This window comes from Streptomyces sp. NPDC057302 (assembly GCF_042667685.1).
Classification (GTDB): Bacteria; Actinomycetota; Actinomycetes; order Streptomycetales; family Streptomycetaceae; genus Streptomyces.
Genome location: NZ_JBHUZJ010000020.1, coordinates 76,950 through 102,431, shown reverse-complemented (window position 1 = coordinate 102,431; position 25,482 = coordinate 76,950). Strand labels below are relative to the sequence as shown.

The 25,482-nt window shown below is 70.4% G+C and carries 24 protein-coding genes; 18 read left to right on the top strand and 6 right to left on the bottom strand.

Going from position 1 to position 25,482, the window contains the following annotated elements:
• The first annotated feature begins 1 nt into the window (after window position 1).
• From ACFUPX_RS17275 to ACFUPX_RS17245, 7 genes are all read left to right on the top strand, one after another.
• A complete protein-coding gene (locus ACFUPX_RS17275; protein WP_383322360.1) occupies window positions 2-991 on the top strand; it encodes a helix-turn-helix transcriptional regulator in 990 nt (329 codons plus the stop codon).
• 11 nt (window positions 992-1,002) lie between these two features.
• Complete coding sequence (locus ACFUPX_RS17270) at window positions 1,003-1,254, top strand: hypothetical protein (RefSeq protein ID WP_383322403.1); 252 nt, start codon at window positions 1,003-1,005, stop codon at window positions 1,252-1,254.
• Window positions 1,255-1,263: 9 nt separating this feature from the next.
• On the top strand, window positions 1,264-1,461 hold the full coding sequence (locus ACFUPX_RS17265; protein ID WP_383322357.1) for a hypothetical protein: 198 nt from the start codon (window positions 1,264-1,266) through the stop codon (window positions 1,459-1,461).
• A 250-nt stretch (window positions 1,462-1,711) separates the two neighbouring features.
• Window positions 1,712-2,002: a Sec-independent protein translocase subunit TatA gene (gene tatA / locus ACFUPX_RS17260; protein ID WP_361057089.1), complete on the top strand. Its 291-nt coding sequence runs from the start codon at window positions 1,712-1,714 to the stop codon at window positions 2,000-2,002.
• 47 nt (window positions 2,003-2,049) lie between these two features.
• A complete protein-coding gene (tatC, locus tag ACFUPX_RS17255; protein WP_383322353.1) occupies window positions 2,050-3,012 on the top strand; it encodes a twin-arginine translocase subunit TatC in 963 nt (320 codons plus the stop codon).
• A gap of 17 nt (window positions 3,013-3,029) precedes the next feature.
• Window positions 3,030-3,938 (top strand): diacylglycerol kinase, encoded by a 909-nt coding sequence (locus tag ACFUPX_RS17250; RefSeq protein WP_383322350.1) that lies wholly within the window; start codon window positions 3,030-3,032, stop codon window positions 3,936-3,938.
• Window positions 3,939-4,007: 69 nt separating this feature from the next.
• On the top strand, window positions 4,008-6,818 hold the full coding sequence (locus ACFUPX_RS17245) for a DEAD/DEAH box helicase (RefSeq protein ID WP_383322347.1): 2,811 nt from the start codon (window positions 4,008-4,010) through the stop codon (window positions 6,816-6,818).
• A 56-nt stretch (window positions 6,819-6,874) separates the two neighbouring features.
• On the opposite strand, the gene ACFUPX_RS17240 is transcribed toward ACFUPX_RS17245, so the two are convergent.
• Window positions 6,875-7,981, bottom strand: coding sequence for an LLM class flavin-dependent oxidoreductase (locus ACFUPX_RS17240; protein ID WP_383322344.1), 1,107 nt, complete (start codon window positions 7,979-7,981; stop codon window positions 6,875-6,877).
• A 547-nt stretch (window positions 7,982-8,528) separates the two neighbouring features.
• Here ACFUPX_RS17240 and ACFUPX_RS17235 point away from each other — a divergent pair.
• From ACFUPX_RS17235 to ACFUPX_RS17215, 5 genes are all read left to right on the top strand, one after another.
• A complete protein-coding gene (locus ACFUPX_RS17235; protein WP_383322341.1) occupies window positions 8,529-10,166 on the top strand; it encodes an ATP-binding protein in 1,638 nt (545 codons plus the stop codon).
• Window positions 10,163-10,570 carry a roadblock/LC7 domain-containing protein gene (locus ACFUPX_RS17230; protein WP_363210896.1) on the top strand — a complete coding sequence of 136 codons (408 nt, stop codon included), beginning with the start codon at window positions 10,163-10,165 and terminating at the stop codon, window positions 10,568-10,570. Before ACFUPX_RS17235 ends, ACFUPX_RS17230 begins: the two co-directional genes overlap by 4 nt.
• Window positions 10,567-10,971 (top strand): DUF742 domain-containing protein, encoded by a 405-nt coding sequence (locus ACFUPX_RS17225; RefSeq protein ID WP_383322337.1) that lies wholly within the window; start codon window positions 10,567-10,569, stop codon window positions 10,969-10,971. Before ACFUPX_RS17230 ends, ACFUPX_RS17225 begins: the two co-directional genes overlap by 4 nt.
• Entirely contained in the window at window positions 10,952-11,566 is a 615-nt protein-coding gene (locus ACFUPX_RS17220) for an ATP/GTP-binding protein (protein ID WP_383322334.1), read from the top strand. The genes ACFUPX_RS17225 and ACFUPX_RS17220 overlap by 20 nt, the downstream gene beginning before the upstream one ends.
• Window positions 11,567-11,631: 65 nt before the next feature.
• On the top strand, window positions 11,632-13,095 hold the full coding sequence (locus tag ACFUPX_RS17215; RefSeq protein WP_383322401.1) for a cytochrome P450: 1,464 nt from the start codon (window positions 11,632-11,634) through the stop codon (window positions 13,093-13,095).
• Here the strand turns inward: ACFUPX_RS17215 and ACFUPX_RS17210 are convergent.
• From ACFUPX_RS17210 to ACFUPX_RS17195, 4 genes are all read right to left on the bottom strand, one after another.
• Window positions 13,089-14,051, bottom strand: a complete 963-nt coding sequence (locus tag ACFUPX_RS17210) for an RluA family pseudouridine synthase (RefSeq protein ID WP_383322331.1) — start codon at window positions 14,049-14,051, stop codon at window positions 13,089-13,091. The genes ACFUPX_RS17215 and ACFUPX_RS17210 overlap by 7 nt on opposite strands.
• Window positions 14,052-14,102: 51 nt before the next feature.
• The gene (locus ACFUPX_RS17205; protein ID WP_383322328.1) at window positions 14,103-14,708 is read right to left on the bottom strand and encodes a GNAT family N-acetyltransferase; all 606 of its coding nucleotides are present in this window, start codon (window positions 14,706-14,708) and stop codon (window positions 14,103-14,105) included.
• 120 nt (window positions 14,709-14,828) lie between these two features.
• On the bottom strand, window positions 14,829-15,671 hold the full coding sequence (locus tag ACFUPX_RS17200) for a siderophore-interacting protein (protein ID WP_383322325.1): 843 nt from the start codon (window positions 15,669-15,671) through the stop codon (window positions 14,829-14,831).
• Window positions 15,672-15,723: 52 nt separating this feature from the next.
• Window positions 15,724-16,629, bottom strand: a complete 906-nt coding sequence (locus tag ACFUPX_RS17195; RefSeq protein ID WP_383322398.1) for a 5'-3' exonuclease H3TH domain-containing protein — start codon at window positions 16,627-16,629, stop codon at window positions 15,724-15,726.
• 299 nt (window positions 16,630-16,928) lie between these two features.
• Between ACFUPX_RS17195 and ACFUPX_RS17190 the strand changes: the two genes are divergently transcribed.
• The 5 genes from ACFUPX_RS17190 to ACFUPX_RS17170 all read left to right on the top strand — a co-directional run bounded on the left by ACFUPX_RS17190 (window position 16,929) and on the right by ACFUPX_RS17170 (window position 23,270).
• Window positions 16,929-18,101: a glycine betaine/L-proline ABC transporter ATP-binding protein gene (locus tag ACFUPX_RS17190; RefSeq protein WP_383322322.1), complete on the top strand. Its 1,173-nt coding sequence runs from the start codon at window positions 16,929-16,931 to the stop codon at window positions 18,099-18,101.
• Complete coding sequence (locus ACFUPX_RS17185) at window positions 18,094-20,706, top strand: ABC transporter permease/substrate binding protein (protein WP_383322319.1); 2,613 nt, start codon at window positions 18,094-18,096, stop codon at window positions 20,704-20,706. Before ACFUPX_RS17190 ends, ACFUPX_RS17185 begins: the two co-directional genes overlap by 8 nt.
• A 146-nt stretch (window positions 20,707-20,852) precedes the next feature.
• Window positions 20,853-21,833, top strand: coding sequence for a hypothetical protein (locus ACFUPX_RS17180; protein ID WP_383322316.1), 981 nt, complete (start codon window positions 20,853-20,855; stop codon window positions 21,831-21,833).
• 105 nt (window positions 21,834-21,938) lie between these two features.
• Window positions 21,939-22,517: a helix-turn-helix domain-containing protein gene (locus tag ACFUPX_RS17175; RefSeq protein WP_383322314.1), complete on the top strand. Its 579-nt coding sequence runs from the start codon at window positions 21,939-21,941 to the stop codon at window positions 22,515-22,517.
• Window positions 22,518-22,532: 15 nt separating this feature from the next.
• On the top strand, window positions 22,533-23,270 hold the full coding sequence (locus ACFUPX_RS17170; protein ID WP_383322311.1) for a helical backbone metal receptor: 738 nt from the start codon (window positions 22,533-22,535) through the stop codon (window positions 23,268-23,270).
• On the opposite strand, the gene ACFUPX_RS17165 is transcribed toward ACFUPX_RS17170, so the two are convergent.
• On the bottom strand, window positions 23,197-24,378 hold the full coding sequence (locus ACFUPX_RS17165; RefSeq protein ID WP_383322308.1) for a TDT family transporter: 1,182 nt from the start codon (window positions 24,376-24,378) through the stop codon (window positions 23,197-23,199). The two genes, ACFUPX_RS17170 and ACFUPX_RS17165, sit on opposite strands and share 74 nt — an antisense overlap.
• A gap of 70 nt (window positions 24,379-24,448) precedes the next feature.
• Here ACFUPX_RS17165 and ACFUPX_RS17160 point away from each other — a divergent pair, with 70 nt between their 5' ends.
• Entirely contained in the window at window positions 24,449-25,402 is a 954-nt protein-coding gene (locus tag ACFUPX_RS17160) for a LysR family transcriptional regulator (RefSeq protein ID WP_383322305.1), read from the top strand.
• Window positions 25,403-25,482 lie beyond the last annotated feature (80 nt).

The following is a 25,482-nucleotide window of genomic DNA, read 5'->3' as shown; positions in this document are numbered from 1 at the left end:
CATGGCCTCGAACGCCATCGACCAGACCCGGCGGATGCTCTCCCTGGTGACGTATCTGCGTGAGCGCCCCGGCGCCCACGTACATGACGTCGCCCGTGCCTTCGGGATCACCGAGGACGAGCTGATCTCCGACCTGGACGTGCTGCCGCTGTGCGGGACCAGCTTCCGCGGCGGCGACCTCCTGGACATCGACACCGACGGCGACCGCATCTGGTGGCACAACCCGGACGACGTGGCGGCCCCCCTGCGGCTCGCCGCCGACGAGGCCACCGCGCTCCTGGTGGCCGCCCGCGCGGTCTCCACGCTGCCGGGGCTGCGCGAGAGCGACCGGCAGGCGCTGGTGCGCGCCACCGCGAAGCTGGAGACGGCAGCTGGGGAGAACGCGGGCGCCAGTGCGCGCCTCTCGGTGACCTTCGAGTCCGAGGGCGGCGTCTTCGCCGACGTCGACCGCGCCATCTCCGAGCGGCGCAGGCTCTGGCTGCGCTACTACTCACCCGCACGCGACGAGCTCACCGAGCGCGAGGTCGACCCGATCAGGCTCTTCGCCGTCGGGCACACGTACATGGAGGGGTGGTGCTACCTCTCCGAGGCGCGCCGCACCTTCCGCCTCGACCGGGTGGCCGAGATCAAGATCCTGGACGAGCCGTCGTCGCCGCCCGAGGTCGAACTGCGCGACCTCTCCGAGGGGCTCGTGCAGCCCGCCGCCGAGGACCCCGAAGTGGTCATCGAGGTCGGCCCCGGCGGCCGCTGGGTCGCCGAGTACTACCCCCACGACAGCGCCGAGGAGCTCCCCGACGGGGGCCTGCGGATCACGCTGCGCACCCCGGACCCCACCTCGCTGCGCAGGCTCGCGCTGCGGCTCGGCGGGGACGGGCACATCGTCTCCCCGGTGGATCTCGCGGACAGCGCACGGCTGGCGGCCCGAGAGGCGCTCGCGGCCTACGACAGAGGCCCCGACGGGTCGTACGACAGGCAGGAGCAAGGGCGTTGAACACCAGCATCATGTCCGAGATTCCCGGAATGTCGAGAATCGCTCCTGTGCTCTTCAAGGCCGCCTGCCCCGACTGCCGCGCCCGCTTCGAACTCTCCGCGGGCTCCCTGCGGCTGGCCATCGGCGCCTCCGCCCGCACCACCTTCTACTCGTTCACCTGCCCCGAGTGCGACACCGCGGTGCGCAAGCCCGCGGGCGAGCGCATCGTCGAACTGCTCACCGGCGGCGGGGTGCGGACGCTGCGTCTGCACTCGACCGTCTAGGCTCGGCGCATGTTCTGGGCGATGCTGGCGATTGCCGCGGGGTTCTGTGGCCTCGCCGTGCTCGGCGTACTGGCGATCAGGGTCTTCATCGAGGCGCAGCGCCTCAGTGTCCAAGTGACGGAGACCACACAGCGGATCAACCGCGCGGCGGAGGATCTCGAAGCGGCGGCGACGGGTGTGGCCCGTGCGGGCCGAGATGTCCTTTAAATCCTGTGAAACCCGCTGGTGCCACGGAGACGCGCATCGACACCGCGGCCTGTCAACTTCCCTTGTCCGGCAGGTACGCTGCTGAAGTGGCCCGGAGTTGCGAGGCGCGGGCCGCAACTGGGAGTACGCACAGGGATTGCCCTGCGTTCACCCCTGAGCGTTACGATCGCTGCCAGCACGGTGGCCGGACAGCAAGTCCGGCCTGTCCGGCAGCCCCGCCCCTGCCGCCTCGGTGAGAAGGTAAAGACCTATGTTCGGAAAGATCGGCGCCCCCGAGATCATTCTCATTCTCGTCGTCATCGTTCTGCTGTTCGGCGCGAAGAAGCTTCCCGACATGGCCCGGTCGCTCGGCAAGTCCGCGCGGATCCTCAAGAGCGAGGCGAAGGCGATGAAGACGGACGGCAAGAAGGACGAAGCCGCCCCGGCCGACCCGCCCGGTGACCCTTCCGCCGCCCAGCCGCGCACGATCCAGGCCGCGCCCGGCGACGTGACGAGCTCCCGCCCGGTCACCGAGCCCACCGACAGCACGACTAAGCGCTGATCCAAGGCCGGCGACGGCCGGCCTGCCGCACGAGATGAGGACGTGGGTTGCTCAAGTCTGCCCGCAAGAAGGAACAGGATCCCGAGGGGCGGATGCCGCTTGCGGAGCACTTGCGCGAGCTCCGCAACCGGCTCGCGAAGGCCGTGCTGGCCATCATCGTCGTCGCGATCGTCGCTGCCTTCTTCTACAAGGACATCATCGAGTTCTTCACGAACCCGATCCTGAGCTCCGTGGGCTGCGATTCCAGCTTCGCCGAGCTGGCGGACAAGGGCGGCGAGGAGACCTGCGCGCGCATTGTGCTGAACGGTCTGATCACGCCGTTCACGCTCGCCCTGAAGATCTCCCTGATGGCCGGTGTGGTGCTCGCGTCGCCGGTCTGGCTCTACCAGCTGTGGGCGTTCGTCGCCCCCGGCCTGCACAAGAGCGAGAAGAAGTACGCCTACGGCTTCGTGGGCGCCGGCTTCCCGCTGTTCCTCGGCGGCGGGTACTTCGCGTACAAGACGCTGCCGACGATGGCGCGCGTGCTGCTCGACTTCTCGCCCGTCGGGGTCGACAACCAGCTGCCGCTCGACGAACTGATCGACCTGGTCACCCGCATGGTGATCGTCTTCGGCCTCTCCTTCGAGCTGCCGCTCCTGCTGGTGATGCTGAACCTCACCGGGGTGCTCACCGGCAAGCGGATGCTCGGCTGGTGGCGCGGGATGATCATGGGCATCACGGTCTTCGCGGCCGTGGCGACGCCCAGCACGGACCCGCTGACCATGATGATGCTCGCCGGACCGATCTGGGTGCTCTACTTCGCGGCCACCGCCTTCTCGCTCGCCAACGACCGGCGCAAGGCCAAGATCGAGGCGAGTGGGCCCGATGACGACGAGGCGTCCGACCTCGACCTCACCCCCGAGGACGTCGGCGAGATCGAGCCCGTGTCCGCGAACCGTGCGCTGCCCGAGCAGGCGAGCGGCGACGGCGCGAACCGAGATCGGGTAAACGGTTTCGACGACGTGACCTGACCTTGTATGGTCCGGCCGTGACCAGCGAGATCACCCTCTTCGTCAATCCCACCGCGGGACGCGGCCGGGGCGCCCACGCGGCGCAGCCGGCCGCTTCCGCGTTGCGGGCCGCAGGATTCTCCGTGCGCACGGTCATCGGCGAGGACTCCGCCGACGCGCTGCGCCGGGCCCGTGACGCCGTCTCCGCCGGTACGCGCGCGCTGATAGCCGTCGGCGGTGACGGCATGGCCAGCCTCGCGCTGCAGGCCGTCGCGCAGACCTCGACGCCCCTGGGGGTGATCGCCGTGGGCACCGGCAACGACTTCGCGCGTGCGCTCGGGCTTCCGGTGCGCGACCCGGCCGCGGCGGGGGCGGTCGTCGCCGACGCGCTCCTCGCGGGGCGCACCCGCGACGTCGACCTGGGACGGGTGGGCAAGACGTGGTTCGGCACCGTGCTCGCCTCCGGCTTCGACTCGCGGGTCAACGACCGGGGCAACCGGATGCGCTGGCCCACCGGGCGCTTCAAGTACGACCTCGCGATGGCCGCCGAGCTGGCCGCCTTCAAGCCCGTCCCGTACCGCATCATGCTGGACGGCGGCCGGGTCCACGAGGTCCGCGCGACGCTCGTCGCCGTCGGGAACGGATCGTCGTACGGCGGTGGCATGAAGATCTGCGCGCGGGCCGACATGAGCGACGGTCTCTTCGACGTCACGGTCGTCGGCGACTGCAGCCGCACCACGCTCCTGAAGGTCTTCCCGCGGGTCTACAAGGGCACGCACCTGGACCACCCCAAGGTCACCGTGTTCCGGGCCGCGAAGGTGGAGCTCGCGGCCCCGGACGTCACCGGGTACGCGGACGGGGAGCAGCTCGGGCTGCTCCCGCTGACGGCGGAGTGTGTGCCGGGGGCCGTGCGGGTACTGGTCCCCGAAGGGCCGCTAGCGCCGTAAGCCCGTAAGCGTCGTAAGGCAGATAATGATCGTCCGTTGTCAGTGGTGGCCGGTAGTCTCGAAAGCACGATGACAGAGGACCTCTCACCGGCCGAGCGGTACGCGGCGGCGCGCGAGCGCGCTGTCGAGCAGGCCACCGCACTCGCTGGCTTCCGCGAGATGTACGAATTCGGCCTCGACCCCTTCCAGATCGAGGCCTGTCAGGCGCTCGAGGCGGGCAAGGGTGTGCTCGTCGCCGCCCCCACGGGCTCGGGCAAGACGATCGTCGGCGAGTTCGCCGTGCACCTGGCCCTGATGCAGGGCAAGAAATGCTTCTACACGACGCCCATCAAGGCGCTCTCCAACCAGAAGTACGCCGACCTCTCCAAGAGATACGGCGCGGACAAGGTCGGTCTGCTGACCGGCGACAACAGCGTCAACTCCGATGCGCCCGTGGTCGTCATGACCACCGAGGTCCTGCGGAACATGCTGTATTCGGGCTCGCAGTCGCTGCTGAACCTCGGCTATGTGGTGATGGACGAGGTGCACTACCTCTCCGACCGCTTCCGTGGCGCCGTCTGGGAAGAGGTGATTATCCACCTCCAGGAGTCGGTGACGCTGGTCTCCCTGTCGGCGACCGTCTCGAACGCCGAGGAGTTCGGCGACTGGCTGGACACCGTGCGCGGCGACACGCAGGTGATCGTCTCGGAGCACCGGCCCGTGCCGCTGTTCCAGCACGTCCTGGCCGGGCGCCGGATGTACGACCTCTTCGAGGAGGGCGAGGGCCAGCGCAAGGCCGTCAACCCCGACCTCACGCGCATGGCGCGGATGGAGGCCAGCCGTTCGTACAACCCGCGCGAGCGCCGCAAGGGCAAGATGGTCCGCGAGGCCGACCGCGAGCGTGAGCGCAGACAGCGGTCGCGGATCTGGACCCCGGGCCGCCCCGAGGTCATCGACCGGCTCGACTCCGAGGGCCTCCTACCCGCGATCACCTTCATCTTCAGCCGCGCGGCCTGCGAGGCCGCCGTGCAGCAGTGCCTGCACGCGGGACTGCGGCTGAACGACGAGGACGCGCGGATGCAGGTGCGCGAGATCGTCGAGGAGCGCACGGCCGCCATCCCGGACGAGGACCTGCACGTCCTTGGCTACTACGAATGGCTGGAAGGCCTGGAGCGTGGCATCGCCGCGCACCACGCGGGCATGCTGCCGACCTTCAAGGAGGTCGTCGAGGAGCTCTTCGTGCGCGGCCTCGTGCGCGCGGTCTTCGCCACCGAGACACTCGCCCTGGGCATCAACATGCCCGCGCGCAGTGTGGTGTTGGAGAAGCTCGTCAAGTGGAACGGCGAGCAGCACGCGGACATCACCCCCGGCGAGTACACGCAGCTGACCGGCCGTGCCGGGCGGCGCGGCATCGACGTCGAGGGCCACGCGGTCGTCCTGTGGCAGCGCGCCATGAGCCCGGAGCACCTCGCGGGACTCGCCGGCACGCGCACCTATCCGCTGCGGTCCAGCTTCAAGCCGTCGTACAACATGGCGGTGAACCTGGTCGACCAGTTCGGGCGCCACCGTTCGCGTGAGCTCCTGGAGACGTCCTTCGCGCAGTTCCAGGCCGACAAGTCGGTCGTCGGGATCTCGCGCCAGGTGCAGAAGAACGAAGAGGGCCTCGAGGGCTACAAAGCCTCGATGACCTGCCACCTGGGCAACTTCGACGAGTACGCGCGCCTGCGCCGCGAGCTGAAGGACCGGGAGACCGAGCTCGCCAAGCAGGGCGCCAGCCAGCGCAGGGTGGCCGCGGCCGCCGCCCTGGAGAAGCTCAAGCCCGGTGACATCATCCACGTGCCGGCCGGGAAGTACGCGGGCCTCGCGCTCGTCCTGGATCCGGGGATTCCCGCGGGACGGGTCAACGGCCACCGGGGCTTCGAGCACCAGGACGGCCCGAGGCCGCTGGTCCTCACCGCCGAGCGGCAGGTCAAGCGGCTGGCCTCGATGGACTTCCCGGTGCCGGTCGAGGCGCTGGAGCGGATGCGCATCCCGAAGTCGTTCAACGCGCGCTCGCCGCAGTCGCGCCGGGACCTGGCGTCCGCGCTGCGCACCAAGGCCGGGCACATCGTTCCGGAGCGGCACCGCAAGGGCCGCGCCGTCGCGGCCGACGACCAGGAGATCGCCCGGCTCCGTACGGAACTGCGGGCGCACCCCTGCCACGGGTGCGACGAGCGCGAGGACCACGCGCGGTGGGCCGAGCGCTACTACCGCCTGCGGCGGGACACCGTGCAGTTGGAGCGGCGGATCGAGGGGCGCACGAACACCATCGCGCGGACCTTCGACCGGATCGTCGCGCTGCTGACCGAGATGGACTATCTGCGGGGCGACGAGGTCACCGAGCACGGCAAGCGGCTGGCCCGGCTCTATGGAGAGCTGGACCTCCTCGCGAGCGAATGCCTGCGCGAAGGCGTGTGGGAGGGGCTCAGCCCCGCCGAACTGGCCGCGTGCGTCTCGGCGTTGGTGTTCGAGGCCCGGATGGCGGACGACGCACTCGCCCCCAAGCTGCCCTCCGGGAAGGTGAAGGCCTCCCTCGGCGAGATGGTGCGGATCTGGGGGCGGCTCGATGCCCTGGAGGAAGAGTTCAAGATCAACCAGGCGGAAGGGGTCGGGCAGCGCGAGCCCGACCTCGGGTTCGCCTGGGCGGCGTACATGTGGGCTTCCGACAAGGGCCTCGACGAGGTGCTCCGCGAGGTCGAGATGCCCGCGGGGGACTTCGTGCGGTGGTGCAAGCAGGTGATCGACGTCCTCGGACAGATCTCGGCCGCCGCTCCGCGTGAGGGGTCGACCGTGGCGAAGAACGCCCGCAAGGCCGTGGACCAGTTGCTGCGGGGTGTGGTGGCGTACAGCTCGGTCGGCTGACGGAAAGTGGGGGGCGGGCCCGGGGGAGAGTCCGACCCCCGGGCCCGCCCTTTTGCCTACGCCGCCGTGCTCGCCCGGGAGGCGTCCCGCTTCGCCACCTCGTCCCGCACGATCGGGATCACGTGCCGCCCGAAGTCGATCGCGTCGTCCAGAAGGTCGTAGCCCCGGGCGGAGAGGATTTCCACGCCCAGGTCGTAGTAGTCGAGGAGGGCCTGGGCGACCGTCTCCGGAGTGCCCACCAGGGCGGTCGAATTGCCCGCGCCGCCGGTCTCCGCGGCCGTCGGGGTCCAGAGCGCGCGGTCGTGGCGCTCACCCGAGGCCGCCGCCGCGAGCAGGCGCCGGGAGCCCGAGTTCTCAGGATTCGTCAGCGGATGGCGGCGGGACAGGGGCGCTCCCGCCTTGCGGGCCTTGATGCGGGCCAGGGTCGCGTGTGCCTTCTCCCAGGCCAGTTCCTCGGTCGGCGCGATGATCGGGCGGAAGGCCACCTGGATCTTCGGGACGTCCGTGCGCCCGGCCGCCTTCGCCGCCGCCCTCACCGACTCGATCTGCTCCGCGGTCTGCGCGAGCGGCTCGCCCCACAGGCAGTAGATGTCCGCCTCGGCGCCCCCGGCCTCGTACGCGGCGGGCGACGAGCCCCCGAACGAGACGCGCGGATGCGGCTGCTGGACCGGGAAGGTGTCGCTGACGAAGTCGTTGAAGCGGTAGTGCGCGCCCTCGTGGTCGAACGGCTCGTGCGAGGTCCACGCCTTCTTGATGATCTGGATGGCTTCGCGGGTGCGCGCGTACCGCTCGTCCTTGGCGTGGAAGTCGCCCTCGCGCTGCTGCTCGTGGTCGTTGCCGCCCGTGATGAAGTGCACCGCCAGGCGGCCGTCACTGATGTGGTCCAGGGTCGCGAAGGTCTTCGCGGCGAAGGTGGGGTACGAGACGTTCGGGCGGTGCGCCACCAGGATCTGGAGCTTGTCCGTGCGGGCCGCTATGTAGGCGGCGGCGGGGGAGGGGTCGGGGGATCCCGATCCGTAGGCGAACAGGACACGGTCCCAGCCGTGGTCCTCGTGGGCACGGGCGAGCCGGAGCGTGTAGTCCTTGTCGAAGGACACGCCCGAGCGCGCGGTGACTTCGGAGCCTTCGTTGGTCGCGGCGATGCCGAGGAACTCGACGGGCATGGCGGGGTCTCATCTCAACTGGTCGTGGTGTGCGCTGACTTGGAAGCAGTCAGAAGCAACACGACGCGGACCACACGCGACCGAAGTCGATGTGGTCGCGCGTGACGAGACGCAGCTGAGGGCGCATGCGCCCAAGGGAACAGCCCTTCATGCAGAGCGTCAACCACGGCTGTGCCGTGCCCATTCCCCGGCTTGTTCCCGAACGTACGACGAGGCGAACGGGGGTCGTCCGGAGCCGTGTTCCCGCCTGTTCGACCCCGTCACTCCACGTGTTCGAATGATCGCCACGCGTGTAAATGGAGCCGAGTGTATGCCTGTCGGCAAGGCGGCTGCAGAGGGTTGCTGAATATGACTCGACGATGATTCCGGCGGACTAAGCTCGCCCGGAGCGCGGCGAGTTGAAACGAGTTGCGATAGATTCGCGCGCTTGTTCCCAATTCTTTCCATAGTTCGCATACGTCTACCGTGCTCAACTCCCCGTAAACTCCCCACATTTCATGGCTTCAACCCCCATTCCTCCCCCAAGACAACTGTTCAGAGGGCATACATGGTGAGTGTTCAATCGCCTCCCGGTGGCCGAGAAATCCCTTACGCACGTGTGCTGTTGCTGCCCGCCATGCTGATGGCCGCGGCGACCGGAGCCGCCGTCGCCGCGGTACCGGAACCCGCCCGCATCGCGGTGGGCTGGTGCGGCGCGATCGCGACCCTCGTGGTCGTCGCGGTCGGCGCCGAAGCAGCGCGCCGCGGCCGGACCATCCGGGAGTTGCACACGCAGTACGCGCGGCGGCTCGCGTTCCTGGAGCAGCGCATCGCGTCCCATGACGACGAGACCGTCCGCCTGGGCAGGGAGATCATCCCCGAGGCCGTCTTCCGGCTGCGGCAGGGCGAAGCCCCCTCGGAAGTGATCCGCAATCTCGTCGACGGCGACGAGTCCTTCTCCCAACTCCCGCAGTCCCAGCGCAAGATGCTCCGCAACGTCCTGGACACCCTGGACACCGGAGAGGCGATGCGCGAGTCCTCGCAGCGCGCCTTCGTCAACATCGCCCGGCGCGTCCAGGTCATCGTCCATCAGCAGTCCGCGGAACTGCGCGAGATGGAGGAGTTCCACGGCCGCAACCCCGAGGTCTTCGACGACCTGCTCCGCATCGACCACGGCACGGCCCTGATCGGCCGCCTCGCCGACTCGATCACCGTGCTCGGCGGCGCCCGACCGGGACGCCAATGGCCCAAGCCCGTACCGCTGTTCAGCGTGCTCCGCGGCGCGATGTCCCGGATCCTGGAGTACCAGCGCGTCGACCTGCACTCGATCGCCAAGGTCGCCATCCGCGGCACGTCCGTGGAACCGCTCATCCACGCCTGCGCCGAGCTGCTCGACAACGCCACGCGCTACTCGCCGCCGCAGACCCGCGTGCACGTCACCGCGGTCGAGGTGCAGACCGGCATCGCCATCGAGATCGAGGACGGCGGCGTCAGCCTCAGCGAGGAGGCGCGGGCACGGGCCGAGCGCATGCTCGCCCAGGCCCAGGCCGGCATCGACCTGAACGACCTCGGTGAGACCCCCCGCCTCGGCATGGCCGTCGTGGGCCGGCTGTCGCAGATGTACAACCTCCAGGTCTCGCTGCGCCAGTCCGCGTACGGCGGCGTCCGCGCGGTCCTCATCGTCCCGCGCGAGATGATCACCACGGGACCCGCACCCGGCCTCGCGCACGGCATCGGCGCGTCCGCGGTGCCCCGGGTCAACTCCGACGGCAGGCCCATCGAGGAGACCCAGGGCATCCGCCGCAAGAAGCCCCGCGTGATGACGGCGGGACCGCCGCTCTCCAAGTCGCTCGCCGCGGCCATGGAGGACGACATCCCCGAGGTCACCGAGTGGACGTCAAACGGACTGCCGCAGCGCCGCAGCCGCGTCCGCACCCCGCTCGCCGAGCGGCTCGCCCAGGAGGCCGCGGACGAGAAGTACGCCAAGCAGCGCGCCCAGTACGCCCCGCAGGGCACCGCACCGGTGGCACCCGAACCGGCGAAGAAGGAGGAGAAGGAGCCGGGCCTCTGGATCGAGGCCTTCATGAAGGGCGTCAACGGCGACGATTCCGTGGACGACGACCCGTTGTTCCCCAAGGGCCACAGCGAGAACGACCACGGCACCCCCGACGGTGCCGACAACGCCGACGAGGGGGGCTGGAAGTGATCCAGCAACGGGCCAATTTCGACTGGATGCTCAAGGAACTCGCCGACGGCGTGCCGCAGACCCGGCAGATCGTGGTGCTCTCCGCGGACGGCCTGCGCATCGCACGCTACGGCGGCGACCCCGACGCCGCCGACCGGATCGCCGCCGCCTGCGCCGGACTCCAGTCCCTGGCCGCCGCGGTCGCCACCGAGATCCCGCACGCCGACGGCGGGATGCGCATGGTGATCATCGAGGTCGGCGGCGGCTACTTCTATCTGATGGCCGCCGGAGCGGGGGCCTACCTCGCCGTGCTCGCCGACGAGACCGTCGACGCGGGTCTCATCGGCAACCGCATGCGGGACCTGGTCGTCCGGATCGGCGCCCACCTGACGAGCCCGCCCCGGCGAGACGGGCAGGCCGTATGAATCCTCCGCACGGCGAGAACCCCTCCCACCGGGACGACCCTCCCCGGGACGACCCACCCCAACGGGAACGGCGCAGCCCGGAGAATCCCGAGCGGCTCTACATCCTGACCGGCGAGGACACGGAGAGGGCGCCGCTCGACCTCGTCACGCTGATCGTCGCGCACGGCGAGGCGGCGCCCACGGCCCAGCCGGAACACTCCGTCGTCCTGCGCCTGTGCACGACGCCGCTGTCCGTCGCCGAGCTGTCCGCCTATCTCGCGCTGCCGTTCAGCGTGGTGACCATCCTGCTGACGAACATGCTCGGCGCGGACCTGGTACAGGCACGCGCGCCGATCGTCCGCTCCACGCTCCCCGATCGTTCCCTTCTCGAAGCGGTGATGCATGGACTTCAAAAACTCTGACACGATCACCGGCCCCAGCAGCGAGGACGTACTGCCGCACACGGCCACGGCCGCCGTGAAGGTCGTGATCGTGGGCGGGTTCGGGGTCGGCAAGACGACGATGGTCGGCTCGGTCAGCGAGATCCGTCCGCTGACCACCGAAGAGACCATGACCCAGGCCGGCATCGGTGTCGACGACAACTACGGCTCCGAGACCAAGACGGCCACCACCGTCGCGATGGACTTCGGCCGGATCAGCATCTCCGAAGAGCTGGTGCTCTATCTGTTCGGCACCCCCGGCCAGGAGCGCTTCTGGTTCCTGTGGAACGGCCTCTTCGAAGGGGCGCTCGGCGCGGTCGTCCTCCTGGACACCCGACGCCTCGAAGTCAGCTTCGACGTGATCGGCCGCCTGGAGGAGCGCGGTGTGCCCTTCGTCGTCGCCGTCAACGACTTCCCCGACGCGCCCCGCCACCCGATGGACGCGCTGCGCCACGCCCTCGACCTGGACGAGGCGGTCCCGATGGTGAAGTGCGACGCCCGGCAGCGCGCATCGAGCCGGGACACCCTGCTGACCCTCATGCGGTACCTGCACTCCCTGTCTGTGGCCCGCGTCTGACACCTCATCTCATCCGCAACCCCGGAGCGACGAACGTGACGACCCCTTCCCACTCCCACCCCGGCATGGACGACCCGGCCATGCCCCCGCCCGGCTGCCCCGCGCACGGTCTCGGCGCCGGCGGTCTGCGCAGGCTGTTCGGGCCCGAGGCGGACACCGACCTCTCGGGCCTCTACGAGAAGCTGCGCGCCGAGCACGGCGCGGTGGCCCCGGCCCTGCTCCACAACGACGTACCCATCTGGGCGGTCCTCGGCCACAGCGAGAACCTCCACATGGTGCGCACCCCCTCGCAGTACACCCGCGACTCGCGCCAGTGGCGGGCCGTCCAGGACGGCACCATGGGCGCCGACCACCCGCTCGCCCCCGTCGTCACCTGGCAGCCCATGGCCAGTTTCGTGGAGGGCGACGAGCACCAGCGGCTTCGTGGCGCGGTCACCGGCGCCATGGCGGGCCTCGACCACCGGGGCATCCGCCGCTACATCAACCGCTACAGCAATCTCCTGCTCAACGACATCTGCCAGAACGGCCGCGCCGACCTGGTGAGCGAGTTCGCCGAGCATCTGCCGATGATGGTGATGTGCCATGTCCTGGGCATGCCCGAGGAGTACAGCGAGCGGATGGTGCAGGCCGCCCGGGACATGCTCCGGGGCACCGAGACCGCCATCGCCAGCAACGAATACATCATGGACGCGCTGATGCGCCTGGTGGCGCGGCGCCGGGTGCAGGCCGAGGAGGACTTCACCAGCAACCTCATCGCGCAGCCGCAGCAGCTGACCGACACCGAGGTCGGCGCGCACCTGCGGCTCGTGCTCATCGCCGCGTACGAGGCGACGGCCAACCTCATCGCGAACGCCCTGCGCATGGTCCTCACCGACCCGCGCTTCCGCGCCCAGCTCAGCGGCGGCCAGATGACGGTCCCCGAGGCGGTCGAGCAGTCCCTGTGGGACGAGCCGCCGTTCAGTGCCATGGTCGGCTACTTCGCCAAGCAGGACACGGAGCTCGGCGGCCAGCAGATCAAGGCGGGCGACGGTCTGATCTTCGGCATCGCGCCGGGCAACGTCGACCCCGTGGTCCGGCCGGATCTCGCCGCCAACATGCAGGGCAACCGCTCCCATCTGGCGTTCGGCGGCGGACCGCACGAGTGCCCGGGGCAGGACATCGGCCGCGCCATCGCCGAGACGGGCGTGGACGCACTGCTCATGCGCTTCCCCGACGTGGAACTCTCCGTCGAGGAGCATGAGTTGAGGTGGACCTCGTCAATTCTCTCCGGGCATCTGGTCGAGCTCCCGGTGCATTTCGCGCCGCGGCCTCCGCAGGACGTGATGGCGCGGCCCATGGCGCGGGTACCGGGCGCACGGGACGACTGGCATGTGTCGTCCCCCAAGCCGCGGCCCGCGTACCCGGCGACGCCCGCGCCGGTGGCGCAGCCCGTGTCGCCGCCGCCCGCGCCGGAGTCCGTGCCCGTGGTGGCTCCCGTGCCGAGGCAGGGGGCGTGGCGCAGGCTGGTGACCTGGTGGCGGGGTTACTGACCGTCCGCTGACGGGCCTGCCCAGCTGTCGTACGAGGCCCAGGCGCCCAACGCGCGTGCGCTGACGAAGCGATGGTCGACGCCCGTGACGGGGTCCGTGAACTCCAGTACGCGGGACAGGAGTTGAAGGGGCCGCCGGAAGTCGTCCGGCGGCACCGGGCCCGTCACGAGCGGATAGACCGGATCGCCGAGGATCGGCAGGCCCAGGGCGTTCATGTGCACGCGCAGCTGGTGGGTGCGGCCGGTGTGCGGGGTCAGCCGGTAGCGCGCCAACGTGCCCTTGTGCGCCGCGAGTTCGATGTGACTCTCGCTGTTGGGCTCGGCGCCCGGGACCTCGTACGCGGCGATGATGCCGCGCTCCTTGACGATGTGGCTGCGCACGGTGCGGGGGAGTTCGACGCCGGGGTCGTGGAGGGCCACGGCCTCGTACTCCTTTTGCACCCGCCGCTCGCCGAACAGCGTCTGGTAGGCGCCGCGTTCCTCGGGCCGCACGGTGAAGAGGATGAGGCCCGCGGTGAGCCGGTCGAGGCGGTGCGCGGCGCCGAGCGCGGGGATGCCGAGATCCCTGCGCAGCCGGGCGAGCGCGGTCTCGGTGACGTGACTGCCGCGGGGGGTGGTCGCCAGGAAGTGGGGCTTGTCGGCGACGACGATGTGCTCGTCGCGGTACACCACCTCGATGCCGTACGGCACCGGGACCTCGTCCGGCAGCTCCCGGTGGAACCACACGAAGGCGCCGGGCACATAGGGGGCGTCCGGCGCCACGGGAAGCCCGTCCACGCCGACGACGAGACCCTCCCGCAGCATCCCGTCGATCACCCCGGGCCCGGCCTTGAGCCGTTCGACGAGATGGTCCCGCACGGTCGCCCACGCTCCGTCGGCCGGCAGCTTGACCCGCATGGGGTCGACGCCGCGGCGCTGCGGCAGGGGTGAGGGCGGGATGCGGGGCTTGCGGGTCACAACCGGCAAGAGTACGGGGCCTGGCGGCGGCCTCCTGCCAGGTCGTCCAGGTCAGGAGCCCGCCGGTTCGTCACCCCGGATGCCCCGGATACGGGCGTGCAGGTGCATGTCGTGCCAGCCGTCCGCGTGCAGCACCGCGCTGCGTTTGGTGCCCTCGGGCGCGAAGCCGGTCTTGAGGGCGACGCGGCAGGAGGCCTCATTGGCGGTGGCGTGGGTGAGTTCGAGGCGGTGCAGGCCGACCTCGTCGAAGGCCCAGTCGCTCAGCGTCGTCAGGGCGCGCGGGGCGATGCCACGGCCGCGGGCCGACGGCATGGTCCAGTAGGCGACTTCGGCCTGTCCGTCGCCGAGCACGATGAGGCGCAGCGAGATCCGGCCCACCACCGCGTCCGTGGCGGCGTCGGCGACGGCCCAGTGCGCGTCGGTCTCCTCGGCCCAGGTCTTGCGCCAGCCGTCGATCCAGTCGCGGGTCTCGTCGACGGAATCGGCCACGCGGGCGTGCCAGCGCTGGATCACCGGGTCCTGGAACGCCTCGTACACGGCGGGGGCGTCGGCCGCCTGCCAGGGGCGGATGAGGAGCCCGCCGGGGACGGGGATGGTCGGCTGCTCCTGGCCGGCGAGGGTGCCTGCCTCAACGACGTCCGAGATCTTGAAGGGCATGCGGGCATGGTGCCAGCGGCTACCGCCGGGGGGAAACCGGTTTTGGCTGCATCTCGGCCGCCGGGCCGGTGGGGGCTTGTCGCGCCGTTCCCCGCGCCCCTGCCGGGGCTGCCCGCAGAGTCACGCGGTGGGCGTCGGCTCCTGTTCCGCCTCCACCTGGGCGTTCCAGTCGCGCTTGGAGGCCTGCCAGCCGTCCTCGTTGTGGCCCAGGCGCCAGTAGCCGGAGATCGAGAGGCGCTCGCGGGGCACCTCGCGCTCCACGCGGAGATAGCGGCGCAGCTCCTTCACGAAACCGGCCTCGCCGTGCACGAACGCCTGCACGTCGCCCGCCGGGAAGTCGAGGGAGCGTACGGCCTCGACGAGTGCCTCGCCCACGGGGCGCTCGCCGCGGTGCAGCCACACGATCTGCGCGGCCGAGCTGATCTTCTGCTCCTCGTCCGCGTCGGCGACCTCCACGAAGGCGTGCGCCTTGGCGCCGTCGGGCAGCGCTTCCAGGGCGGCGGCGATCGCGGGCAGCGCGCTCTCGTCACCGGCGAGCAGGTGCCAGTCGGCCTCGGCGTCCGGGGCGTACCCGCCGCCGGGGCCGAGGAAGTGGATCGTGGCGCCCGGCCGGACGTTCTTGGCCCACGGGCCGGCGAGGCCCTCGTCGCCGTGGACGACGAAGTCCACGGCGAGCTCGCGGGTCTGCGGGTCCCAGGAGCGCACCGTGTACGTGCGCGTCACGGGCCACTGGTCGCGCGGGAACTCCTCGCGGATCCGCTGGATGTCGAACGGCTCCGGATAGGTCACGCCCTCGGCGCCGAAGAGCAGCTTCACGTAGTGATCGGTGGAGTCGCCCGCCGTGAACTCGGCGAGGCCTTCGCCGCCCAGGACGACGCGCTGCATGTGCGGGGTGAGGCGCTCGGTGCTCACCACCTGTGCGAGATGAGTCTTCGGTGCCTTGCGTGCCGGACGTTCCGCCATGGCGGCTGCCTCCCCTGATCAAATGTTGCTTAGGCTTACCTAAGCTAACACCTCAGTCCTGGAGAGTCGTGAGCAGCCGCTTAAGTGCCCCGCCCAGGTTCCACCGCTCGGCGAGGTCGTCCAGAGCCGCCGGATCGCGGGGCTCATCCGGAAGCGCGAGGTCCACATCCGGCAGCGGTACGTCGCCCGCGACGCGGACCACCGTCGGTGCGACGGCCACGTAGGGACGGGATTCGTCGAGCCGCTTGCGCTGCGAGGGGGTCAGCTTGCTCGTCGGGTCGTCGACCGCGGCCATGATTCCGGCCAGATTTCCGTACGCGTCGAGCAGCTTGGCCGCCGTCTTCTCGCCGATGCCGGGCACGCCGGGCAACCCGTCGCTCGGGTCGCCGCGCAGCAGGGCCAGATCCACGTAACCGGAGCCGTCCACTCCGTACTTCTCGCGGAGCCAGGCCTCGTCCGTGAGCTGGAGGGAGCCGACGCCCTTGAGGGGGTACAGGACGCGGATGCCGCGCTCGTCGTCGACCAGCTGATAGAGGTCGCGGTCGCCGGTGACGATGTCGACGGGGCCGGTGGCGCGGCCCGCGTACGTACCGATCACGTCGTCCGCCTCGTACGAGGGGACGCCCACGCGGGCGATGCCGAGGGCGTCCAGGACGTCCTCGATGATCGGGACCTGCGGGGCGAGCGTGTCCGGGGTCTCCTCGGCGTCCGGGCCCTGCTCGACCTCCTCGGCGACGCGATGCGCCTTGTACGAAGGGATCAGCTCGACCCGCCAGTGCGGACGCCAGTCCGCGTCCATGCAGGCGACCAGGTCGTCCGGGCGGTGGTCCTGGACGAGCCGGGCGATGAAGTCCAGCAGGCCGCGCACCGCGTTGACCGGTGTGCCGTCCGGGGCCTTCACGGAATCGGGGACCCCGAAATAGGCCCGGTAGTACAAGGACGCCGTGTCGAGCAGCATGAGCCGTCGCGTTTGCTGAGTCACCTTCGCATCATGCCGCACGGCACTGACAGCGCACCGTCCGCGACCCCGCCGGGCAGGGGCCGGATCGAGCCACCTGCCGGTCGACAGAAGTGAACGGAATGTGAACTGGAACACTCTTGCGTTTGATCTGTGTAAGTGAGGGCAGGCGCCGAGCCGGAGCGCCTCCGGTCGAGGATTCAACTATTTCGCCGGGTAAATAGCGGGCAGAACCCGCGTCGCTCCACGGCCCGCCGGCGGGGGAGGCGGGCCGTCTTGGTTCAACCCGAGAGGTGTATGTGTCCAGGCTGCAAGCCGAACACCTGTACAAGGTATTCGGCAGACGACCCGCTGACGCGGTGGAGAAACTCCGCCACGGAACCGACCGAGAGGAACTGCGCGCCGAGGGCACCACTGCCGCGGTGATCGATGCTTCCTTCACGGTCGAGCCGGGCCAGATCTTCGTCGTCATGGGTCTCTCCGGATCCGGCAAGTCCACGTTGCTGCGCATGCTCAACGGTCTGTCGGAACCAACGGCCGGACAGGTGCTGTTCGAGGGCCAGGACCTGACCGGTCTGAGCGCCCGTGAGCTGCGCGAGGTGCGCTCCAAGAAGATCAGCATGGTCTTCCAGCACTTCGCGCTCTTCCCCCACCGCAGCGTCCTCGAGAACGCCGGTTACGGCCTCGAGGTGCAGGGCGTGCCGCGCGCCGAGCGCGAGGAGCGCGCCACGGTGGCGCTCGAACTCGCCGGGCTCAAGGGCTGGGAGAAGTCCTGGCCCGACGAGCTCTCCGGCGGTATGCAGCAGCGCGTGGGCCTGGCCCGCGCGCTGGCGACCGACGCGGACCTGCTCCTCATGGACGAGTCGTTCAGCGCGCTCGACCCGCTGATCCGCCGCGACATGCAGGACCAGCTCCTCGAGCTCCAGAAGCGGCTGAAGAAGACCATCGTCTTCATCACCCACGACCTGAACGAGGCCATGCGCCTGGGCGACCAGATCGCCGTCATGCGGGACGGCGAGATCGTCCAGATCGGCACCGCCGAGGACATCCTCGTCACCCCGGCCAACGACTACGTCGCCGCGTTCACGCAGGACGTCGACCGCTCCCGTGTCCTCACGGCGGGCGCGATCATGGCCGAGCCCGAGACCGCTTTCGGCACCAGGACGACCGAGGGCAAGGAGCTGAAGACCGCACAGGACGTGCTGTCCGCGGCCCCTGCCACGGTCAGGGCCGAGACGCCGATCATCGAGCTGTTCACGCCGTGCTCCACCAGTGACGTGCCCGTCGCCGTGACCGACGACGAGGGCGCGCTCATCGGTGTCGTACCGAGGGCGCGGCTGCTCGCCGTGCTCGGCGAGCCGATGACCCCCGAGAACGAGCCGCAGGACACCGCCGTCCCGCTCGACAAGACGCGGGACACGACGCAGGACAACGGCGGACAGGCTGTGGGCAAGGTGGTCAGCGGTGCCTAGGATTCCCTTCGGCGAGTGGGTCAACGACGGTGTCGACTGGCTGCTCAGCCACATGGCCTGGCTGTTCGACTTCTTCCAGACCGTCTTCCAGGGCGCGTACGACGGCATATCCGACGTGCTCCAGGCGCCCGAGCCGCTGCTCCTCGCGGGCATCTTCGCGGTCATCGCCTTCTGGCTGCGCGGTGTGGTCGCCGGTGTGCTGACCTTCGCGGGCTTCGCGTTCATCATCTCGCTGGACCTGTGGGACCACGCGATGATGACGCTGGCCCTGGTGCTCGTCTCGACGATCATCGCGCTCGTCATCTCCGTGCCCGTGGGCATCTGGGCGGCGCGGTCCAGCACGGTGAGCGGCATCGTCCGCCCGGTGCTCGACTTCATGCAGACGCTGCCGGCGATGATCTACCTCATCCCCGCCATCCTCTTCTTCGGGATGGGCGCCCCCGCGGGCATCGTCGCCACCCTGATCTTCGCCCTGGCCCCCGGCGTCCGCATGACGGAGCTGGGCATCCGCCAGGTCGACAAGGAACTGGTCGAGGCCGCGGACGCGTTCGGCACCACGCCGCGCAACATCCTGCTCCGCGTCCAGCTGCCCCTCGCGCTCCCCACGATCATGGCCGGTGTCAACCAGGTCATCATGCTGGGCCTGTCCATGGCCGCCATCGCGGGCATGGTCGGCACGGAGGGCCTGGGCGCCGACGTCAACGAGGCCATCGGCCAGCTGAACGTCGGTCTGGGCTCCGAGGCGGGCGTCGCCATCGTCATCCTGGCGATCTACCTGGACCGGATGACCAGCTCGCTGGGCACCCAGGTCTCCCCGCTGGGCCGTCGCGCCATCGCGAAGCTGCGTGCCGCGCAGGGCCTGAACATCTTCACCTACCGTCCGCAGGCCGCGGTCGCGGTCGTCGGTGTGGTCGTCCTCGCGCTCGTCGCGGGCGGCATGGGCGTCTTCGGCGGTTCGGCCTCCGAGGACGTCGCCTCCGGCGGCAAGAACGTCGGCCAGGGCAAGGAAATCAACATCGGCTACATCCCCTGGGACGAGGGCGTGGCCTCCACCTTCCTCTGGAAGGAGATCCTGGAGCAGCGCGGCTTCAAGCCGCAGACCAAGCAGCTCGAGGCGGGCCCGCTCTACACCTCGCTCTCCCAGGGCAGCGTCGACTTCCAGACGGACTCCTGGCTGCCGACGACGCACGCCGCGTACTGGAAGAAGTACGGCGACAAGCTCGAGGACCTGGGTTCGTGGTTCGGCCCGACCTCGCTCGAACTCTCCGTGCCCTCGTACGTGAAGGGCGTCGACTCGCTCGAGGACCTCAAGGGCAAGAGCGGCAAGTTCAAGGGCAAGATCGTCGGCATCGAGCCGAGCGCCGGAATGATGGGGCTGCTCAAGGACAAGGTCCTCAAGCAGTACGGGCTCGACAAGGAGTACAAGGTCGTCGACGGCTCCACGCCGGCGATGCTGGCCGAGCTGAAGCGCGCGTACGCCAAGAAGGAACCGATCGTCACCACGCTCTGGTCGCCGCACTGGGCCTACAGCGACTTCGACCTGAAGAAGCTCAAGGACCCGAAGGGCGCCTGGGGCAAGGGCGACGGCGTGCACTCGCTTGCGCGCAAGGGCTTCTCCAAGGAGAACCCGCAGGTCGCCAAGTGGCTCAAGGACTTCAAGATGAGCGAGAAGCAGCTCACGAGTCTTGAGGCGGAGATCAACAAGGCGGGCAAGGGCAAGCAGCAGGAAGCCGTCCGCGCCTGGCTCAAGAAGAACCCGGGCGTCGTCGACAAGCTGGCCCCGCTGCCGAAGAACTCCACCCCCGCCGAGGCGAAGCGTCCGCTGAACGCCGCGTACTTCGCGTGGGACGAGAACATCGCCGTCACCAATCTCTGGAAGCGTGTCCTGGAGAAGCGCGGCTACAAGATGAAGTTGACGCCCTCCGACGTCGGCCCGGTCTACACCGCCCTCGCGCAGGGCGACCTCGACCTGGATCTCGACGCCTGGCTGCCGACGGCCCAGAAGCAGTACTGGGACAAGAACAAGGCGAACCTCAAGGACCTGGGCTCCTGGTACAGCCCGACGTCCCTGGAGATCGCCGTCCCGTCCTACGTCAAGGGCGTGAAGTCGCTCGAGGACCTCAAGGGCAAGGGCGACAAGTTCAACGGCAAGATCATCGGCATCGAGCCCGGCACGGGCGTGATGACGGCGCTCAAGGACAAGGTGCTCCCCGGCTACGGCCTGGACAAGGAGTACAAGATCGTCTCCGGTTCGACGCCGGCGATGCTGTCCGAGCTGAAGTCGGCGTACGCCAAGAAGGAGCCGGTCGCGGTCCTGCTCTGGTCGCCGCACTGGGCGTACAACGAGTACAAGCTCACCAAGCTGAAGGACCCCAAGGTCGGCTTCGGCAAGGGCGACACGATCCGCACGATCTCCAGCAAGGAGTTCCCCAAGCAGTACCCGCAGCTCACGAAGTGGCTCAAGGACTTCAAGATGAGCGAGAAGGAACTGGCCAGCCTGGAGAACGAGATCAACAAGGCGGGCAAGGGCAGTGAGCCCGAGGCCGTCGACACTTGGCTGAAGAAGAACCCGGGCTTCGAGCAGAAGATGACTCCTCAGTCATAGCTCTTGGCCTGGCTCTTCAGAGCTGACGCACCCCCGAGGGGTGGGCATCGCCTTGTGGCGAAGCCCACCCCTCGGGGCGTTCCCGGGGGCACCCGCGCTCCCTAGGCTGGGCATCCTCCCCGCCGCTCGAACGTAAGTGCCCCTCCGTGACCGTCCGCATGCCCCGCCTGCTGCTCGCCGTGGCCCTCGCCCTCGCGGGCGCGCTCCTGCTCGCGCACCTGGCGAACGCCAGCCCCGCCCCGGCCTCCGCGGGCACCGCGCGGCTCGCCGCCCTGGCCCAGGACGTGACCGCGGCCGACGGCCACCGCTACGACACGCGGGACGACACCGGCCGCACCATGGACGCCGCGCAGATCGCCCAGGACCCCGACGGCACGTACCTCGCCGTCTACCACACCCTGCTGGACGACGGCCGCTTCCATGCCGCCGTCGCCACCTCCACCGACCTGCGGCACTGGCACCGCCGCCACGACTTCGGCCCCGGCACCCACCAGGCGTCGCTCGCCGACGACGGGCACGGCGGGTACGTCCTCGCCTACGAGAGGGACCCGCGCAACCACATCGCCGTGCGCGCGTACGCCGACGAGGCGGCGCTGCTCGAAGGCCGCGCGCAGCAGGCCTACGACGCGCCCCGCACCCTCTCGCGGTGCGCCGAGGGCACGCCCAGCATCACCGCCGTACGCGGGAACACGATCGAGCTGACCGGGCACTACCGCGCGGACTGCGACACCGACCGTCAGCTGCGCGCCACCCTCACCGGGTTCCGCGACTGGCACGCGGAGCCGGACCGGCGGCTCGACCGGGCGCTGCAGGCATGGGGCAACGGCGGAAACCTCGGGGACCGGGCGCCCGTCGAACTGGACGGGCAGCGGATGCTCTTCGTCGAGGGACAGCGGCGCAAGGGTGACTTCGCGAGCTGGCAGACGTACGCGTACGACGCCGTGAGCGGCCGGGCCGACCGGCTGGCCATCTCCACGCACGGCGGAAGCCGTGCCTTCGCCAATCCGTCGGCGACCCTCGTCACCGACCCGCAGGGCAGGCCTGCGCTGCTGGTCAGCCTGTTCATACCGGGGGAAGGGGCGGCTCCCGGGGAGGCCGGTCAGCTTGTCTACTGGCGCAAGCTGTAGATGGCGGTCCTCGCAACGGGGCAAAACCGTTTGGCGAACATGCGTAGGGTGCAGAAAACCCATCAGGGTTGAGAGTGGACCGACGCGCAGAAGGGAGCCGAGGCGATGGACGAGCAGAAGGAAACCCTCCGAGTGGGCTCGGCCGTGCGGCGACGCCGCCGGCACCTGGAGCTCACCCTCGCCGTGGTGGCCGAGCGCAGCGGTCTCTCGGTGCCCTTTCTGAGCCAGGTCGAGAACGAGCGGGCGCGGCCCAGCAGGCGTTCCCTGCAGCGGGTCGCCGACGCCCTCCTGACGACCGACGTCGAACTGCTGGCCGCCGCGGATCCCGCCTGCACGGTCGATCTGATGCGCGCCGACGAGGGCGACGGCGAGGGCTCGTCCCCCGACGCCGACGCCCGCGTACGCAATCTGGTGCGCGGTCACCACCAGCTGCACGCCATGGAGTTCACCGGCGACCACGACGAGGGCCGCGAGTTCCAGCACCGCAACGACGAATTGATGTACGTGGTGGGCGGCGCCGTCGAGGTCGAGGCGGAGGGCAGGGCGTACCGCCTGGGGCGCGGCGACAGCCTGTATCTGACCGGCGGGGTCCGCCACCGGTGGCGGGCGACCGTGCCGGACACCCAGGTGCTCGTCGTGGCCGTCGGCGATCACATCGAAGCCCTGGACGGCTCGCGGCGCTGAGGGCGGGAGGGTTCTGTGGCCGGATCAGCAGTACGGGTCGTCTCGCTGGTGCCCTCGCTGACCGAGGCGGTCGCGGTGAGCGTGCCGGGGGCGCTGGTGGGTGCCACGGAGTGGTGCAGCCATCCGGAGGACCTCGACGACCTCGGCGTGGTCCGGGTCGGCGGCACGAAGAACCCTGACGTGCGCCGGATCGTCGGCCTCGCCCCGGACCTGGTGATCGCCAACGAGGAGGAGAACCGCGCGCCCGACCTCGCCGCGCTACGGGCGGCGGGTGTCGAGGTGCTCGTGACGGAGGTACGCGATCTGCCGGGCGCCTTCCGCGAGCTGGCCCGGGTGCTCGCCGCCTGCGGGGCGGGGCGGCCCGGGTGGCTGGACGAGGCCGAGGCCGCCTGGGGGCGGCTGCCGGAGCCGGAGACCCGGCTGAAGGCGGTGATCCCCATCTGGCGGCGCCCCTGGATGGTCCTCGGGCACGACACGTTCGCGGGGGATCTGCTGCGGCGCCTGGGCGTCGACAACGCGTACGCGACGCACGCCGAGCGCTATCCGCGCGTTCCGATCGAGGAACTGCGGGCGGTGGCCCCGGACGTGGTGGTCCTGCCCGACGAGCCCTACCGCTTCACCCGGAAGGACGGCCCCGAGGAGTTCACGACCCCCTCGGCGCTCGTCAGCGGCCGCCACCTCACGTGGTACGGGCCGTCGCTGACGGAGGCACCGGCGGTGCTTGGCGTGGCGCTGCGAGCAGCTTGCCGTTGAGCAGGCCGCGCAGGGTCTGGGTGAGCGCCACCGCCCAGGCCGTCACCAGCAGGGCGTACAGGGCGATCGCCAGCCAGTCGTACACCGCGAGCCCGGTGTGTTTGCCCAGGCCCTCCGCGCCCGTGACGCACGTACCCACGGGGAACGTGAACGCCCACCAGGTCATCGCGAAGCCCATGCCCTTGCGGCGGGCCCGCACCACCATGGCGCCCGCGAGCGCGAGCCACAGCAGGGCGAAGCCCATCACCGGGACGCCGTAGAGCACGGCGAAGACGGCGAAGCCCTGGTCGTAGGGGGCCGGGACGACGCCGGTCGCCGCGGTGTCGGCGAACTTGTTCACGGCCGTCGTCGACTGGCCGAGGGGGCCGAGCACCAGGAAGAGCGTCGGGGTGAGCGCGAGGGGGAACGGGCCGCCGGTCAGCAGGCGGGCGAAGATCATCGGCAGCATCACCAGGGTGGCGAGCAGGCTCAGGCCGAACATCGCGAAGCAGGCGAAGAGGAGCGTCTCCTGCGCCTGACCTGCCGGGAGGTGGGGCACGAGGAGGGGGCCAAGGGCGGCGGAGACCATGGGGGCCACCAGGGGCAGCAGCCAGACGGGCGACGCCTGGCCCGGTTCCGTGCGGTGCTCCACCACCATCAGGTACGGGATCGCCACGGCCGCCGCCAGGCCGATGGCGGTGCCGGTGACGAAGAGGACGACGTCGAGGGCGACCGCCGCGCTCGTCCCGATCCAGTCCTCGCCCACGAGGAGCGCGCCGCCGCCGACCGCGAGCAGGGCCATGGAGAGACAGCCGTAGAAGGGGGCGACGGACGGGTCCAGGAGGTGGGCGCGGGCCTGGTCGCGGTGGTGGATCCAGTGCAGGGTCCGGGCGGCGACGAGCGCGGCCAGCATGAGGAGGGAGAGCGCCCAGACCGCGGTGCAGGCGGTGCGCAGGCCGGGGACGTGGACCGGCAGGGTCGCGCCCGCGCCGCCGATGATCGCCGTGCCCATGACGGTGGCGTACCAGTTCGGGCCGAGGTGGCGGGTGGCGAGGGTGATGCGGGCGGTGGGGGCGGTGGGGGCTGCGGTGGTGTTCAGGGGTGCCTGCTGGTGGGCGACGGTGACCATGGGTCCACGGTCGCCGTTGTGCGGGCCCCCCACCAGGAGGCATCTTCGTATGAGGGCATAACGTGGGCTTATGGGTACGTCTTCTGGTTCCGGTTCCTCCGGTGTGTCCGATACGTCGTCGGGGGCGCCGCTCGCGCACCGGGTGCCGGACCTCGGGGCGCTCGAACTGCTGCTCGCCGTGGCGCGGCTGGGGAGTCTGGGGCGGGCCGCGAAGGAAATGGGCATCACACAGCCCGCCGCCAGCAGCCGCGTCCGGTCGATGGAGCGGCAGCTGGGGGTCGCGCTGGTCGACCGGTCGCCGCGCGGCTCGCAGCTCACGGACGCGGGGGCTCTGGTCACCGACTGGGCGCGGCGGATCGTGGAGGCGGCGGAGGCGTTCGACGTGGGCGCGCAGGCGCTGCGGGACCGGCGGGACTCGCGGCTGCGGGTCGCCGCGAGCATGACGATCGCCGAGTATCTGCTGCCGGGCTGGCTGATGGCGCTGCGGACGCAGCGGCCGGACACGGCGGTGTCGTTGACGGCGGGCAACTCGACCGCGGTCGCGGAGCGGCTCCTCGCCGGGGAGGCGGACCTCGGCTTCGTCGAGGGGCTCGCGGTGCCCAGCGGGCTCGACGAGGTCGTCATCGCGCACGACAGCCTGATCGTCGTCACGGCGCCGGGTCACGCCTGGGCGCGGCGGCGCAAGCCGCTGGGGGCGGCGGAGCTCGCGGCCACGCCGCTGATTCTCCGGGAGGAGGGTTCGGGGACGCGGCAGGTCCTGGACGCGGCGCTGGGGGGCCTCGCCCGCCCGCTGATCGAGCTGTCGTCCACCACCGCGGTGAAGGCGTCCGCGGTGAACGGGGCGGGGCCCGCGGTGCTCAGTGAGCTCGCGGTGGGGGAGGAGCTGTCGGCTCGGCGCCTGGTGAACATTCCCCTGGAGGGGGTGCGGCTGCGGCGGGCCCTTCGGGCGGTGTGGCCCACGGGGCATCGGCCTACCGGGCCTGCGCGGGACCTGCTGTCGCTTACTCGGGTGGGGGTGGACTAGGCGGCGTCGGGGGCGATGTGCACCCGGGGGCTGGGGCCGCGTGCCTCGCCTTCGGCGTATTGCTTTCCCTCCCACCCACC

What these genes read in the sequence shown, in the direction of transcription:
- ACFUPX_RS17275 (WP_383322360.1), top strand. Translation starts at nt 2, where the DNA reads ATGGCCTCGAACGCCATCGACCAGACCCGGCGGATGCTCTCCCTGGTG.
- ACFUPX_RS17200 (WP_383322325.1), bottom strand. Translation starts at nt 15,671, where the DNA reads ATGGCGGAACGTCCGGCACGCAAGGCACCGAAGACTCATCTCGCACAG.
- ACFUPX_RS17245 (WP_383322347.1), top strand. Translation starts at nt 4,008, where the DNA reads ATGACAGAGGACCTCTCACCGGCCGAGCGGTACGCGGCGGCGCGCGAG.
- ACFUPX_RS17220 (WP_383322334.1), top strand. Translation starts at nt 10,952, where the DNA reads ATGGACTTCAAAAACTCTGACACGATCACCGGCCCCAGCAGCGAGGAC.
- ACFUPX_RS17205 (WP_383322328.1), bottom strand. Translation starts at nt 14,708, where the DNA reads ATGCCCTTCAAGATCTCGGACGTCGTTGAGGCAGGCACCCTCGCCGGC.
- ACFUPX_RS17215 (WP_383322401.1), top strand. Translation starts at nt 11,632, where the DNA reads ATGGACGACCCGGCCATGCCCCCGCCCGGCTGCCCCGCGCACGGTCTC.
- ACFUPX_RS17165 (WP_383322308.1), bottom strand. Translation starts at nt 24,378, where the DNA reads ATGGTCACCGTCGCCCACCAGCAGGCACCCCTGAACACCACCGCAGCC.
- ACFUPX_RS17175 (WP_383322314.1), top strand. Translation starts at nt 21,939, where the DNA reads ATGGACGAGCAGAAGGAAACCCTCCGAGTGGGCTCGGCCGTGCGGCGA.
- tatA (WP_361057089.1), top strand. Translation starts at nt 1,712, where the DNA reads ATGTTCGGAAAGATCGGCGCCCCCGAGATCATTCTCATTCTCGTCGTC.
- ACFUPX_RS17160 (WP_383322305.1), top strand. Translation starts at nt 24,449, where the DNA reads ATGGGTACGTCTTCTGGTTCCGGTTCCTCCGGTGTGTCCGATACGTCG.
- ACFUPX_RS17225 (WP_383322337.1), top strand. Translation starts at nt 10,567, where the DNA reads ATGAATCCTCCGCACGGCGAGAACCCCTCCCACCGGGACGACCCTCCC.
- ACFUPX_RS17270 (WP_383322403.1), top strand. Translation starts at nt 1,003, where the DNA reads ATGTCCGAGATTCCCGGAATGTCGAGAATCGCTCCTGTGCTCTTCAAG.
- ACFUPX_RS17265 (WP_383322357.1), top strand. Translation starts at nt 1,264, where the DNA reads ATGTTCTGGGCGATGCTGGCGATTGCCGCGGGGTTCTGTGGCCTCGCC.
- ACFUPX_RS17235 (WP_383322341.1), top strand. Translation starts at nt 8,529, where the DNA reads ATGGTGAGTGTTCAATCGCCTCCCGGTGGCCGAGAAATCCCTTACGCA.
- ACFUPX_RS17195 (WP_383322398.1), bottom strand. Translation starts at nt 16,629, where the DNA reads ATGCTGCTCGACACGGCGTCCTTGTACTACCGGGCCTATTTCGGGGTC.
- ACFUPX_RS17240 (WP_383322344.1), bottom strand. Translation starts at nt 7,981, where the DNA reads ATGCCCGTCGAGTTCCTCGGCATCGCCGCGACCAACGAAGGCTCCGAA.